This is a genomic window from Pseudokineococcus basanitobsidens (genome assembly GCF_037482545.1).
Lineage (GTDB): Bacteria > Actinomycetota > Actinomycetes > Actinomycetales > Quadrisphaeraceae > Pseudokineococcus > Pseudokineococcus basanitobsidens.
In genome coordinates, this window is the sequence record NZ_JBBIAA010000024.1 from 1 (window position 1) to 13,131 (window position 13,131).

The window sequence follows — 13,131 nt, forward strand, 5'->3', positions numbered from 1 at the left end:
CTTGTCGGTGGCGGCATGTCAACGGCCTCCGTCCTTGGGCCGAGACAGGTGCCTGACCGTCCGCTGACGATCCTCAACCGGGAAGCGGGACCACCAGTCAGGCGGTGGTGGCCATCGGGACCCCAGCCCCCTTCCGAGCCACGACCGGTGACGGACGCATCCATGCAAAATGCAGCTTGCAAAGCTACCCTTGCAGGGTAGGTTCCGGGGCATGGCTGACCACGACCACGGCACCTCCTCACCCCCGCCCGGGGTGTCTCCCGCGGACGTGGTCATCGAGGCGTCCCGGCTGCAGGCGCTGGCCCATCCGCTACGACTGCGGATGCTCGGGCTGCTGCGGGTCGAGGGGCCCTCGACGGCCAGCCGGCTGGCGCATCGGTGCGGTGAGTCCTCCGGGCTGACGAGCTACCACCTGCGGCAGCTGGCCGCGGCGGGATTCGTCACCGACGCCGACGAGGCCGACCTCGCCGGACGGCAGGTGCACGGGCGGGACCGGTGGTGGAAGGCCGTCAGCCAGCTCACCTACACCCAGCGCCCCACCGCCGGCGACGACGAGCACGCTGCGGCCAGCGAGGACTACCACCGGGCGGTCGTCGACCTCTACGCCGAGCGGGCCCGGGCGTGGCTGGTGGCCGAGCACACCTGGCCCGAGCAGTGGCAGGCGCTGCCCACCATGGGCGACCGGATGCTGAGCCTGGCCCCCGACGAGGTCGCCACCCTGCGCGAGGACCTGGGCGCCCTGCTCGCCCGCTACCGCCAGCACGACCCCGCCGTCCCCGCCGGCAGCGGTGACGTCCCCGCCGACGCGGTCGTCGTCTCGATGCAGTACCAGCTCTTCCCCGACCCCGAGCAGGCCCCACCCACACCGCGGGACGAGACGGAGGAGCCGTGAGCGCCCCGGCGCCGACGCCGCCGGTACGACGTCCACGGCTGGCGTTGGGTGGCTTGGCCGTCGCCCACACCATGGCGCAGGCCGGCAACACCATCACCGTCTTCGCTACGCCGTTTTACGTCCGCTCCATCGGCGGCTCCAACACCGAGGTCGGCCTGGCCGTGACCGCGGCGACGCTCCCCATCGTCCTCGGTGGACCGCTCGCCGGTGTCCTCGTCGACCGGATCGGCTACCGCCTATCCAGCATTGCCGCCGACATCATCAGCGGGCTCACCGTGCTCGCGATCGCCGTCCTCGGCTCGACCGGGAGCCTGCCGCTGTGGGGGTTGCTCGCCGTGCTGTTTGTCAGCGGCCTGTTCGACACCCCGGGCCAGACCGCCCGCACGGTGCTGTTGCCCAGCCTCGCTCGCGGCGCCGACGTCCCGCTCGAACGCGCTGTCGGCCTGGTCACCGGGGCGGAGCGCACCGCCATGCTCGCCGCCGCCCCCCTGGGCGGGGTGCTGGTCATGCTGCTCGGCCCCGCGCAGGCGTTCTTCGTCGACGCCGCCTTCTTCGCCGTCTCCGCGCTCCTCGTCACCGCCCTGGTCCCCCGCGCCACCCCCACCCACGAGGACGACGACGAGCAGAGCACCGAGAAGGACGGCGCCGGCTACTGGCGCCAGCTCGCCGACGGCGCCCGCTTCGTCCTGGCCACACCTCTCCTGCGCAACATCGCCCTCGTCGTCCTGGTCCTCAACGCCTTCGACACCGCCCGCCTCAACGTCCTGCTCCCCCTCTACGCGCTGGAAGAGCTCAACGGCCCCAACGGCGAGCTCGGCAACGCCACAGCCGCCGGCCTCATCAGCGGCGCCCTCGCCGCCGGCGCCCTCGCCGGCGCCGCCCTGTTCAGCGCCTGGGGCCACCGCCTACCCCGCCGAGCCCTGTTCGTCGGCGCCTTCGCCCTCACCGGCGGACCGCTGTCGGTGGCCTTCGCCCTCGGCGCCCAGACCTTCCCCCTCGTCGCCGTCGCCGTGGGCACCGGCCTCGCCGCCGGGATGCTCAACCCCCTCATCGGGACGCTGCGCCTCGAGCTCGCACCGCCACGGATGCTCGCCCGCGTCCAGACCCTCATGATCTCCATCGCCTGGGCGGGCATTCCGGTCGGTTCCTTCCTCAGCGGCGTGGCCGCCGATGTCTTCGACCTTCGCCTAGTCTTCGCCGTCATCGGTGTCGCCTACGTCCTCGTCGCCCTCGCCCCGCTCACCGGCGGTAGCTGGCGACAGCTCAGTGCCCGCCGCGCCCCACCTTCCCGCTGACCCCGCCCACCTCACCCAAGCCGAACCGCGGCACCTCGTCGCATCCCAGTAAGCGACCGCCTGACGGAGCACTCCGGCGCTCGAGCCGGGGCGCGGGCGCCCGATGTGATCTTGTGTCACGAGGGGATCGTGATCTGGGACGCCCTCGGAGCAGACGGCTGGTCTCACCCGCTGCGGCAGTCGGGCCCTACCGTGCCGTGATGGTCGACATCCGCGCGCTGACCGCGTCCGTCACCGTCCCGACTCCACCGCCCGCGACCTTCGCGAGGTTCACCGACGGCTTCGGCTCCTGGTGGCCGGCGGAGTTCACCTGGTCCCAGCCCGCCCTCTTGGTCTCCATCGGCATGGACTGCCGCCCTGGCGGGCTCCTCACCGAGACCGGCCCGCACGGCTTCCGCATCGACTGGGGCCGCATCCAGCACTGGGACCCGCCGGCGTCGCTGTCCTTCACCTGGCAGATCTCTGCCGACCGGGTGCCGGTCCCCGACCCCGCCCAGGCGAGCACCGTCGCCGTCTCCTTCACCGCCGAGGACGGCGGCGGCACGACCGTCGCGGTCACCCACGACGACTGGGACCGCCACGGGCAAGGCGCGGCTGCCTACCGGGACCAGTTCGCCGAGGCCTGGCCGACGGCCCTCGAGCGCTTCCGGCAGGAGCACGACGGGTGACCGGAGCAGACCCGACGTCCCCCATCAGGCTCGACCCGGTTGCTCTCCCCGTCCCTGCGGCGAGGAGCGGGCGACGGCGCCGCCGCCGCCGGCTGTGAGGGGCGGGCAGCGTCCGCGGGGGACGGCTCTTCGGCAGGCTTCACGCCGGGCCGGGGACCGGCGGTCAGCGACGAGGGACGGTGGGGTGGGTCGCCCTCCACGCCGGTGGTCCACCGTCGTCGTCGACGTCCGGGCAGCGACACATCCACCAGCGAGCCGGACATGAACAGGGCATGAGCTCATCCACCCCCCGGGAGCAGCGCTTCCGGCTGCTCTACGACGAGCTGCGCCCGCAGCTGCTGCGCTTCGTGCGTCTCAGGGCCGGGCCGGGAGAGGCCGAGGACGTGGTCGCCGACACCTTCCTGGTGGTCTGGCGACGCCTCGAGGACGTCCCGCCCGACCTCGGGGACGCCCGCGCCTGGGTCTACGGCATCACCGCCACACCCTGCTCAACCGGGAGCGTGGCCTCGGCCGCCGCCGCGCCCTCGGGCTACGCCTGATGGCCGAGGACGAGGTCACCGGTCAGCAGAGCCACCACGACGTCGACGCCGTCGTCGACCGGGTCGACCTGGCCCGGGCATGGCGACGTCTGTCCGAGGCCCAGCAAGAGGTGCTCGGGCTGGCCGTCTTCGAAGAGCTCGACGCCCCCAGAGCCGCGCGCGTGCTGGACATCTCGCCCGTGGCCTTCCGCCTGCGGCTGTCTCGCGCCCGACGGGCTCTGAGGCTCCACCTGCAGCACCAGCCACCCGCGGCGCCGACCCCGACGCCGGCCACCGCGAGGAGCACCCCGTGACCACAGCACGCGACCTCGACGCCGCCCTTCGGACCCTCGACCCCACGACCGCCGACACCACCGCCGGCGGCAGCCGGGCAGCCGCCGACCTCGAGCGCATCCTCGCCTCGGCCACGCCTGCACCACCGCAGCACGACGGCACCCCTCGACGTCCCCGCACCGGACGGCGGATCGCCGTCGCCGGTGGCCTCGTCGCGGCCGCCACGACCAGCCTGCTGGTGCTGCCCCCTGTCCTGGGCGAGAACTCCGCCTTCGCCACATGGACCGCCTACCCGAGCGGCCTGTCCCCCGAGCAGAGCGCCACCGTGGCCGACGAGTGCCGCGACCTGCTGACGGGCAAGGGCCCCGACACGCTCCCGGCACAGGACGCCGACGTTGCCATCACCGAACGGCGCGGTCGCTGGACCCAGGTCGTGCTCACCGACCCGGGCGGCTTCTTCGGCAGCTGCCTGACCACCGACCCGCCGGATGAGAACTCTTCCGGCGGGGCCGGCGACGGCGGCCGCGTGCCCGGTCCTCGGGAGCTGACGGTCCTCATCTCCGGCACCGCCACCGTGGAAGCCGGTGAGGTCTCCGAGCTCACAGGGCGTGCCGGTGAGGACGTCGACACCGTCACCTACGCCAGCGAGGACCACGGCGACGTCGTCGCCACCGTCAGCTCGGGAGCGTGGGCGCTCTGGTTCCCCGGCGACGAGCTCGAGGACGTCGCCGACCCCGACGGCATCCGGGTCCGTGTCGGCTACCAGGACGGGTCGACCGCGACCGTCACCCTCCTGGGCGAGTGCCACCGAGGGCTGACCGAAGAGACCTGCTGAACCGGTCACCGCGCGAGGACACCTGGGGCATCTCTGCCACATCCGATCGCCAGCTGGGTCAGCAGGTGCCCGTCAGCAGGACCAGGCTCGTGTCGTCGCTGACCCATTCGCCAGCGGTCCAGACGACGTCCCCGTCCGGACGGGGCACCGAGGTGGTGAGCCGACTGCGTGCCGCCTCCCAGGCACGCCTCGCGTCCTCGCCGTCGCACCAGTCGAGCTGTGAGCCGCCGTACCAGTACAGGACGAGCGGCGCGCCGCTGCTGAGGAGGTCGTCGACCTGGCGACGACGCATCCGCGTCGACCGCCGCTGGTAGCGCCTGCCGTCAGGACCCTCCAGTCGTCCGGACGACAGGGCGTCCCACTGCTCGTCGGGAAGCTCGACCTGCACGACATCAGTCTGGCGCGGTGCCCCAGTGCCCGCGGCGGCAGTCGAGGTCCAGCCGGGACGGGTCCCCGCGGAGGACCACCAGCCACGTCTGGTCACAGGCCGAGGGAGGTGCGGAGCTGCGCTGCCAGCCGGTCGATCTCGCTGGGGACCAGCCTCCCGCGCTGGTGCAGCAGCCGCGCCCGGTCGACCGGCTGCAGGGCGGTGACGTCGGCGTAGGACTCCGGGGAGCGCGTGAGCCCGGCGTCGGAGGTCAGGGGCACGTGCGTGGCGGCCGGTCCGGGGGTGCCGGTGACGGGGATGACGGCGACGTGGCCGAGCCTGGTCTTGAGGGGATTGGCGCTGAGCACGACGGCGGGGTGGGTCCCGACGTCCGGGAAGTCGACGTCCCAGACCTCCCCGCGGAAGGGCTCAGGCCGGGGCACCGTCGGCCGCGTCGTCTGCTGCCGGTCGCACGCCGATCGGCAGCGGTGGCGCCTGGCCGGCGTAGAAGTCGTCGACGTCACGGGCCATCCGTTCCTCGGCTGCTCGCTGGTGCAGCAGCTGGAGGGCGGCGCGCACGATCTCGGTGCGCCCGTCGAGGCCGAGGACCTGGGAGTCGGCGCGTAGCTGGGCGGCGAGCTCGTGGTCGATCCGTGCTTGCCAGACCTCGCTGGCCCCGGTGGTCGTCGTCACGTGTCTACGATCCGTCGTACACGGCGCCGCCGTCGAGGCCGTCGGCGCCCTGCCTCTGCGTGCCAGTCGCCGATCGCCAGGGGGCGCGCTTTGCGGGCTCACCCTCAGCCGGTCGGCATCAGGAGCCAAGGGCGCTTCGTACCGGCGTCCCCAGCCTCGTTCTCAGTAGCCGGTTCGGCCGTCGACGGCCTCGCGCAGCAGGTCCATGTGGCCCAGGTGACGGGCGTACTCCTCGATGAGGTGGACCAGGATCCAGCGCAGGTTCACCGGCTCTCCTCTGCGCCGGCCACGAACGGGAGCGTCGAGATCGACCCAGGCCGCGGCGGCTACGCGCGTGGTGACGAGCTCCCGCTCGTAGGCCGCGACGTCGGCTGCTGCGGTGGCCGCCTCGACGTCGTCGAAGTCCCCGTCCGGGCTGGTAGGTGTGCAGTAGTAGTCCGGCACGTCCTGCTCGTCGAGGAGGACCACGCGCAGCCAGTAGGCCTCGACCTCGGTCAGGTGCCGGACCACGCCCACCAGGCTCAGCTAGGACGGGGGCAGTGCGCGTCGAGCGAGCTGCTCGGCGTCGAGGTCGGCGATCTTGAGCAGGACGGTCTCGCGGTACAGCTCGAGGAAGTGGTCGAGGACCTCCCGTTCCCCGCCGGTCTTGGGCCCGTCCGTGCGGGTGTCGACCCGCTCGTGCACGACGACGGTCGAGCGGTGTTGGTCATCCATGCCGGTCAGGATGTCGGAGCCGTTCATCCCTGCACCACCGACGTGCTCCTTGGCCGACGGCGGTAAGCCGACTGCCTGCCGGGTGCGCCAACCGCACCCGACGACGGAGCTGGCGCCCGCCCCTCCGGTGCCCCGCTGTGGATCGACTGCGCGACGCTCTGCCGGCGAGGCATGTCGAGTGGCTGGCCACCTGTGGTTCAAACAATTCCAATGGTGACGTGGGTGGTGCCCGCACCGTCGGTCCCCTGCCCGTTCCAGGGCTCTCGCGGCCGGGCCGACAAACTCAGGATATGACGTATGGGCTGGTCAGGCCCGATGCGTGACGCTGTCCCCCGGCGTCGGGTGCCTTCGGCGCCCTGCCGCGGTGGTAGCCGGCGAGGTGATCCTCGAGCCGCCGCAGGGCCAGGTAGATGCCCAGGGTCAGCGCGGCGGGAGCCACGACGCCGCCGACGATGTCGACGAGGGTGAAGGCCCACGACGGGAGCGGTCCGACGAATACCCACAGCAGCTGGGACAGGGCGGTGACCGCGGCTCCGACGGCGATGAGGATGGTCGCGGATGACCAGCGTCGTCGGCCAGAGCTCGCAGGCTGTGGCGGCTGTGGGGTGCGGTCCCGGGACGTGAGGTGGATCTCGAGGCGACGCGCGAGCAGGTAGGTGCACACGAGCGCGAGGGCAGCTCCGGCGGTGCTGATGACCCAGCTCGTGGCCAGGGCCCACGTCTGGATGCCGGCGGTGTCGTGGGCTCCGGGCAAGGCCAGGAGGTAGTGCGCGAAGGCCCACAGCGCGGCGCCGGCGGTCAGCGGCAGGGCGAGGCGGCGCCGAGAGGGCGGCTGGTCCGCGGCCGTGATGGGCATGGCTCAGTGTCGCCGTCGCGGAGGCGGGCTGTCAGCACTGTCCTCGGACGGGTCAAGGCCGTGTATGGCGTCGTCGACGTCCTCGGCTGCTCAGCGGCTCTCAAGACCACCTGTGAGCGAGTTCCTCTCGCCGGCCCCACCGGTCGCGTCGTCGATCGTCAGCGTCCCGCTGTCGATCGCTGGCCGATCAGCGTCCCGCTGTCGATCGCTGGCCGGACAGCGTCCCGCTGTCGATCGCCGGTCGGGAAGGCTTCAGGCGCCGGGTCGGGTGAGTTCGTGCTCCACGGCCCGACGGATCCAGTTCGACAAGGACCTGTCGTCCGCCGCGGCGCGTCGGCGCACCTGCTCCAGCAGGTCCTCGGGGAAGCGCACGGGCACCGGGTCGCTCAGCTTGGCGGTGCCGCCTCGTCGGCGGCGGACCGGCGGTCCCTGGGGGGTCTGGTTGTGCGGGTCGGCGTAGAAGGCGTTCTCCTGCTCGGGCGTCATCGGGGCCGTCGCCGCAGGCTCCTGGTCGTGGGTGCTCATCGGTCCTCCCGGTAGCGGCGTGCGAGGTGGGCGGCTGCCTCGTAGCAGCCGATGGGTCGGCAGCGGCGATGGTCGCCGGAGCGCGATGGCGCGAGCGGCACGGTGAGCACTCTCCCGGCGACCTCGGCCACCATCAGCCAGTGCGCCGGTGGGGTGGCCGGGTAGAACAACGGGTCGCTCGCCCACGCCTCCTCGACGTCCTCGAGGCCCAGACCCGGGTGCGTGAAGAGGTGCGCGACCTGGCCGTCGACCTCGAAGGGCTCGTCGTCGAGGGCGTCGACATCGAACCTTTCCACGCGGTGAGCGTAATACGACCGACTACGGCTGGCTACGGCCGTCGACGACCGGGGCCCGTCCCGTATGGCGACCGCCTGCTGGCACGGCGAGGACCTCTTGGCGGTTCGAGGGATGACGGCGCTGCGGCCGTCCCGCAGGGGTGTCGGGTGCGGGACGGCCGCGCGAGCTCACCTGGACGTCACTCCGCCGGTCGGGGTCGCCCTGTCCGACCGGACGGAGGCGCCGGCGCGGGCCCCGGCGCGGTGGACGGCTCGGTACACGGTGGAGCGTCCGACGCCGAAGAGCTCGGCGACCTCCAGGGTCGTGTACTCCCCCGTGCCGACCAGCACCGCCAGGTGCGCCTCCTGCTTCGCGCTGAGCTTCGGCTGCCGGCCATGGAGGCGGCCCTTGGCCTTGGCGACCCGCACGCCCTCCCGGGTGCGCATGCGGATCAGATCGGCCTCGAACTCGGCGACCATGGCCAGCACGGTGAACAGCAACCGCCCGACCGGGTCCAGCGGGTCGTGCACCGACCCCCCGAGGCTGAGGCGGACCTGCCGGGCGGTCAGCTCCTCGGAGGATGCTGCGGGCATCCGGTATAGACCGGACGAGGCGGTCGAGCTTGGTCACCACGAGGGTGTCGCCCTCCCGGCAGGCGGCCATCGCCTCCCGCAGGCCCGGTCGGTCGCGGTTGGTGCCGGTCAGGCCGTGGTCGACGTAGACCCGCGCGGCCGGCACGCCGAGGGCCTGCAGGCCGTCGCGCTGGGCGGTGAGGTCCTGGCCGTCGGTGGACACGCGGGCGTAGCCCACCTGCAGTGCGGTCATGGCGAGACTCCCAAGGGGGTGGCCGCCCCGGGGCCTCCTCGCACCGGAGCCGGCAGCGGCGCGATGGCCGCCACCGGCGACGGTGACTCGACGGCACCGCCCGACACAAGTTAACTTGTCGGCATGGGCGTCGAGCCGGTCATCGCCGACAGCGCCCGCAAGCACGGCGTCAGCGACGAGGACATGCTTCACGCCTACGCCCACCCGCTGCGCGTCTTCGAGCTCGACGACGGCTTCACGATGGTCATCGGCGCCAACCGCGCCGCGATCGTCTACGAGGTCGGCGTGGTCGAGGGCGTGCTGGCCCCCGTCATCGTCCATGCCATGAAGGCCCGAGCGAAGTTCCTGAGGTGATGACCATGCCGCGCACCGTCCACGACATCCTCGCCCACGCCGACGAGCTCGCCCAGCGCTTCGAGGACTACGAGCCCTCCGAGCACGACGAGCGCGACCCGCAGAGCTACCTGGCCCTGCGGGAAGCGGTCCTGTCCCGCTCCCGAGCCGAGCGCTCGATCACCGAAGCCGTCGCCGGAGCACGCGCCCACGGGTACTCCTGGTCCTCGATCGGCGCCCTGCTCGGCACCTCCGGCGAAGCAGCACGCCAGCGCTACGGCAGCACCCAGGACGCCTGACCCCATCGCCCGCTCCTCTTTGTGTTCGATCTTCGTCGTAGGCCGGCGATGAAGTTGGCCCGTGCGACCACGCGTGGTCGGCAACGTCCCCAGCCACCACCCGTTGTCGTTCACTCGGTATCGACCACCGGGAGGCGGCGATTCGCACGCACATGTTCGACACGGGCCCGGTGGAGGGATGCGGCCGGTGTTCCACCGCTTGGCCCGGGGCGGTTGCGTAGCGTCCGGAGCATGTCCTACGACATCGCGGGGTGGGTGGGCCCTCAGCCCGAGGACAACGCCGAGGCTCTAGCCCGGTACGAGCAGCTTGCCGCCGTGGAGGACGTCGACGTCCCGGCGGCTCCGTCGCTGCAGGCGTTCCTGGCGGAGCTCCTGCAGGCGCTGCCCGATGACGAGATGTGGGCCTCGGAGCCGTCCGCAACCGCGGAGGGCGCTGGTGACCTGATGGACCTGAACCTGTCGTACTCCTCCTCGGCCCACGACCTGGCGCGCCTGGTCGACATCGCTCATCACCACGGGCTCGTGGTCTTCGACTTCCAGGGCGCCGACGGTGGTGACGTCTACCTGCCCCTGGAGGACGGGTCCGGCTACGCCGACCACATCGCGACACCACGAGCAGCGATCCCCACCCAGGTCGTCAAGAAGCGGGTCCGTGACGTCCTGCGCGCCGACCTCAAGGCCCTCGGGCTGATCAAGCGGGGGGCCTTCGTCTGGCACCGCGACCTCGGTGAAGGACGTGGCATCGAGGTCCAGGTCAACGTCCAGTCCCGAGACGGAGCACGAGACCTCAAAGTCGACGTCGACCTGCACCGCGGCCGCAATCCCCGCACCGGCTACCACGACACGTGGATGTGGGACCTCGGCCGCATGCTCACCGCAGCGGAGTGGCAGCAGGTCAACGCAGACCTCGAGACTCGCCGGCAGCAGGACCCCGACTCGATGGAGCAGTCGCTGTCCTGGGTGCCTCGAGAGGGCGGGTGGAGTCGCTACGACCTGGCTCTGCCCATCACGACCGACGACGACCTCGAGCACTGGCTGGCGATCGTGCACGAGGCCACGATCCGGACCTGCAGAGGACCGCTCGCGGAGCCTCAGCACCTTCCTGAGACCCAGCCCTTCGGAGCCTGAACCACCCCGACGACCCGTCCCAGCAAGCGACCCCCATCCGGCAACGCTGCTGCTGACGACGCTCCTCGGACGCCGCTTCGCCAGCTGCGTCCCAGCAGCCCCGTCCGGACCAGCGTCCCGGTCAACGCGCGTCATCTGAAGCAGCAAGGGGCGTCGCTGGTCGACAGCCGCCTCACGCTTCTCCCAGCACGGTCGGCCGCGCTGGGTCAGCGGCCGCCATCACGTTCCGCGGGCCTCGCCGGTCCGCGGGCACTGGCCAGCAATTCTCAGGCGTCGATGCGCTCGCGGTCCAGCTCGGCGGCCCCCTCGACGATGAAGTCCCGGCGGGGGGCGACCTCGCCGCCCATGAGCAGCTCGAAGACCCGCTCGGCGGCGGCGGCGTCCTCGACGCGGACCCGGCGCAGGGTGCGTCGGGCCGGGTCCATCGTCGTCTCCGCGAGCTGGTCGGCGTCCATCTCGCCGAGGCCCTTGTAGCGCTGGATGGAGTCCTTCCAGCGGCGTCCCTTCTTCTCCAGGTCGCGCAGCGTGCGGGTGAGCTCGGCCTCGGAGTACGTGTAGAGGACCTCGGCCGGACGGCGTCCGGCGCCGACGACCTCCACCCGGTGCAGCGGGGGGACGGCGGCGAAGACCCGCCCCGCCTCGACGAGAGGGCGCATGTACCGGAAGAACAGGGTCAGCAGCAGCGTGCGGATGTGCGCCCCGTCGACGTCGGCGTCCGTCATGACGATGACGCGCCCGTAGCGGGCCGCCTCCAGCTCGAAGGACCGGCCGGACCCGGCGCCGATGACCTGGAGGATGGCGGCGCACTCGGCGTTGCCGAGCATGTCCGCGAGCGAGGCCTTCTGGACGTTGAGGATCTTGCCGCGGATCGGCAGCAGGGCCTGGTACTCGCTGGCCCGGGCGTCCTTCGCCGTCCCGAGCGCGCTGTCGCCCTCGACGATGAAGAGCTCGCTGTGCCCGGGGTCGCTGCTGCGGCAGTCCTTGAGCTTGGTCGGCAGGGAGGAGCTCTCCAGCGCGCTCTTGCGCCGCTGCGTCTCGCGGTGCAGGCGCGCGCTGATGCGCGACCTCATCTCGGAGACGACCTTGTCCAGCACCGCGGCGGACTGCGTCCGGTCCTGCCGCGCGGTGGACCGCAGCCGCGCCGTCAGCTCGGTGTCGACGACCCGGCTGACGATGCCCCGCACCGCGGAGGTGCCGAGGACCTCCTTCGTCTGGCCCTCGAACTGCGGCTCGGCCAGACGGACGGTGAGGACGGCCGTCAGGCCGGCCAGGACGTCGTCGCGCTCGAGCCTGTCGCCTCCCGGCTTGCTCGAGAAGCTGACCTTCAGCCGACGGGCGTTCTCCTCGATCACCTTCTTCAGGACCTTCTGCAGCGCCGCCTCGAACCCGGCGACGTGCGTGCCCCCCTTGGGCGTCGCGATGATGTTGACGAAGCTGCGCAGCGTCGTGTCGTACCCGGTGCCCCAGCGCAGCGCGACGTCGACGACGCACTCGCGCTCGACCTCCGTCGGCTCCAGGTGCCCCATCGCGTCGAGCACCGGCACCGTCTCGGTGAACCGGCCGCTCCCCTGCAGCCGCCACACGTCGCTCACGGGTGCGTCGGTGGCCAGGTGGTCGGCGAACTCGGCGATGCCGCCGTCGAAGCGGAGCTCCTCCGTGCGCGCACCCTCGGCCCCGTCCCGGGCGTCGACGAGGACGAGGTGGAGGCCCGGCACGAGGAAGGCGGTCTGCCGGGCGCGGGCCAAGAGCTCCTCGTAGGAGAAGGCCGCCTCCCGCAGGAAGACCTGCGGGTCGGCCCAGTAGCGCACGCGCGTGCCGCTGGGGGCTCCCTTCCGGGCCCTCCCGCTGACGTGCAGCTCGGAGGAGTCCGTGAAGGGCGTGAAGGGCGCGTCCGCCCGGGGCCCGGCGTCGCCGTCGTCGAAGACGCCGGGCTCTCCGCGACGGAAGCTCATCGCGTGGGTCCGGCCGCCGCGGTCGACCTCGACGTCGAGGCGGGCGGACAGGGCGTTGACGACGGAGGCCCCGACGCCGTGGAGCCCGCCCGAGGCGGCGTACGAGCCACCGCCGAACTTGCCGCCCGCGTGGAGCTTGGTGAAGACCACCTCGACGCCGGACAGGCCGGTCTTGGGCTCGGCGTCGACGGGGATGCCGCGCCCGTCGTCGCGGACCTCGACGGAGCCGTCCGCGTGCAGGACGACGTCGATCCGGCTCGCGTGCCCCCCGAGGGCCTCGTCGACGGCGTTGTCGATGACCTCCCACAGGCAGTGCATGAGGCCCCGGGAGTCGGTGGAGCCGACGTACATGCCGGGGCGCTTGCGGACGGCCTCGAGACCCTCGAGCACCGACAGGTGCCGGGCGGTGTAGGCGTCGTCCCGGGAGGCGGCGCCGCCGGCACGCGGGCGCGGCGCGGACGCCCGCCCCGCCGCCACCTGCTGCTGCGACGTCGGCTGCTCCGACGTCGGCTGCTGCTCTGACGTCTGCTGGGCCACGCCTCCAGGCTAGACGGCGGGTGCGACGGCGCCCGGGACCGCGACGCCGGCCGGTCGGTGGTCCGGTAGGCAGCCCGGTCGGGGACCCGGTCGGGGGCCGATGCGCCGGACGGGTGAGCGAGCC

At 72.5% G+C, this 13,131-nt stretch carries 18 protein-coding genes and 1 pseudogene; 9 read left to right on the forward strand and 10 right to left on the reverse strand.

The window, feature by feature from the left end:
• The first annotated feature begins 211 nt into the window (after positions 1-211).
• From WDZ17_RS14340 to WDZ17_RS14365, 6 genes are all read left to right on the forward strand, one after another.
• A complete protein-coding gene (locus tag WDZ17_RS14340; RefSeq protein WP_339575855.1) occupies positions 212-892 on the forward strand; it encodes a helix-turn-helix domain-containing protein in 681 nt (226 codons plus the stop codon).
• Positions 889-2,187: an MFS transporter gene (locus tag WDZ17_RS14345; RefSeq protein WP_339575856.1), complete on the forward strand. Its 1,299-nt coding sequence runs from the start codon at positions 889-891 to the stop codon at positions 2,185-2,187. Before WDZ17_RS14340 ends, WDZ17_RS14345 begins: the two co-directional genes overlap by 4 nt.
• Before the next feature lie 200 nt (positions 2,188-2,387).
• The gene (locus WDZ17_RS14350; protein ID WP_339575857.1) at positions 2,388-2,855 is read left to right on the forward strand and encodes an SRPBCC domain-containing protein; all 468 of its coding nucleotides are present in this window, start codon (positions 2,388-2,390) and stop codon (positions 2,853-2,855) included.
• Between the two features lie 272 nt (positions 2,856-3,127).
• Complete coding sequence (locus WDZ17_RS14355) at positions 3,128-3,394, forward strand: RNA polymerase sigma factor (protein WP_339575858.1); 267 nt, start codon at positions 3,128-3,130, stop codon at positions 3,392-3,394.
• Positions 3,394-3,687 carry a sigma factor-like helix-turn-helix DNA-binding protein gene (locus tag WDZ17_RS14360; protein ID WP_339575859.1) on the forward strand — a complete coding sequence of 98 codons (294 nt, stop codon included), beginning with the start codon at positions 3,394-3,396 and terminating at the stop codon, positions 3,685-3,687. The genes WDZ17_RS14355 and WDZ17_RS14360 overlap by 1 nt, the downstream gene beginning before the upstream one ends.
• Positions 3,684-4,502, forward strand: coding sequence for a hypothetical protein (locus WDZ17_RS14365; protein WP_339575860.1), 819 nt, complete (start codon positions 3,684-3,686; stop codon positions 4,500-4,502). Before WDZ17_RS14360 ends, WDZ17_RS14365 begins: the two co-directional genes overlap by 4 nt.
• Before the next feature lie 58 nt (positions 4,503-4,560).
• Here the strand turns inward: WDZ17_RS14365 and WDZ17_RS14370 are convergent, their stop codons facing one another.
• From WDZ17_RS14370 to WDZ17_RS17530, 9 genes and pseudogenes are all read right to left on the reverse strand, one after another.
• Positions 4,561-4,890, reverse strand: coding sequence for a hypothetical protein (locus WDZ17_RS14370; protein ID WP_339575861.1), 330 nt, complete (start codon positions 4,888-4,890; stop codon positions 4,561-4,563).
• Positions 4,891-4,982: 92 nt separating this feature from the next.
• Positions 4,983-5,312, reverse strand: coding sequence for a type II toxin-antitoxin system PemK/MazF family toxin (locus tag WDZ17_RS14375; RefSeq protein ID WP_339575862.1), 330 nt, complete (start codon positions 5,310-5,312; stop codon positions 4,983-4,985).
• Complete coding sequence (locus WDZ17_RS14380) at positions 5,299-5,562, reverse strand: hypothetical protein (RefSeq protein ID WP_339575863.1); 264 nt, start codon at positions 5,560-5,562, stop codon at positions 5,299-5,301. The genes WDZ17_RS14375 and WDZ17_RS14380 overlap by 14 nt, the downstream gene beginning before the upstream one ends.
• A gap of 162 nt (positions 5,563-5,724) precedes the next feature.
• Positions 5,725-6,072 (reverse strand): mycothiol transferase, encoded by a 348-nt coding sequence (locus WDZ17_RS14385; protein WP_339575864.1) that lies wholly within the window; start codon positions 6,070-6,072, stop codon positions 5,725-5,727.
• 15 nt (positions 6,073-6,087) lie between these two features.
• Positions 6,088-6,276 (reverse strand): DinB family protein, encoded by a 189-nt coding sequence (locus WDZ17_RS14390; RefSeq protein ID WP_339575865.1) that lies wholly within the window; start codon positions 6,274-6,276, stop codon positions 6,088-6,090.
• Positions 6,277-6,559: 283 nt separating this feature from the next.
• Positions 6,560-7,132: a hypothetical protein gene (locus WDZ17_RS14395; RefSeq protein WP_339575866.1), complete on the reverse strand. Its 573-nt coding sequence runs from the start codon at positions 7,130-7,132 to the stop codon at positions 6,560-6,562.
• Positions 7,133-7,384: 252 nt separating this feature from the next.
• On the reverse strand, positions 7,385-7,657 hold the full coding sequence (locus tag WDZ17_RS14400) for a YlcI/YnfO family protein (protein ID WP_339575867.1): 273 nt from the start codon (positions 7,655-7,657) through the stop codon (positions 7,385-7,387).
• The gene (locus WDZ17_RS14405) at positions 7,654-7,953 is read right to left on the reverse strand and encodes a hypothetical protein (RefSeq protein ID WP_339575868.1); all 300 of its coding nucleotides are present in this window, start codon (positions 7,951-7,953) and stop codon (positions 7,654-7,656) included. Before WDZ17_RS14405 ends, WDZ17_RS14400 begins: the two co-directional genes overlap by 4 nt.
• 168 nt (positions 7,954-8,121) lie before the next feature.
• Positions 8,122-8,758, reverse strand: a pseudogene (locus tag WDZ17_RS17530) (recombinase family protein).
• A 123-nt stretch (positions 8,759-8,881) separates the two neighbouring features.
• Between WDZ17_RS17530 and WDZ17_RS14420 the strand changes: the two are divergent.
• The 3 genes from WDZ17_RS14420 (at position 8,882) to WDZ17_RS14430 (ending at position 10,518) form a co-directional block, all read left to right on the forward strand.
• The gene (locus WDZ17_RS14420; RefSeq protein WP_339575870.1) at positions 8,882-9,112 is read left to right on the forward strand and encodes a hypothetical protein; all 231 of its coding nucleotides are present in this window, start codon (positions 8,882-8,884) and stop codon (positions 9,110-9,112) included.
• 5 nt (positions 9,113-9,117) lie between these two features.
• A complete protein-coding gene (locus tag WDZ17_RS14425; RefSeq protein WP_339575871.1) occupies positions 9,118-9,390 on the forward strand; it encodes a hypothetical protein in 273 nt (90 codons plus the stop codon).
• Positions 9,391-9,621: 231 nt separating this feature from the next.
• The gene (locus WDZ17_RS14430) at positions 9,622-10,518 is read left to right on the forward strand and encodes a hypothetical protein (RefSeq protein WP_339575872.1); all 897 of its coding nucleotides are present in this window, start codon (positions 9,622-9,624) and stop codon (positions 10,516-10,518) included.
• A 266-nt stretch (positions 10,519-10,784) separates the two neighbouring features.
• Here WDZ17_RS14430 and WDZ17_RS14435 read toward each other — a convergent pair whose 3' ends face one another.
• Positions 10,785-12,860: a DNA gyrase/topoisomerase IV subunit B gene (locus WDZ17_RS14435; RefSeq protein ID WP_422631995.1), complete on the reverse strand. Its 2,076-nt coding sequence runs from the start codon at positions 12,858-12,860 to the stop codon at positions 10,785-10,787.
• Positions 12,861-13,131 lie beyond the last annotated feature (271 nt).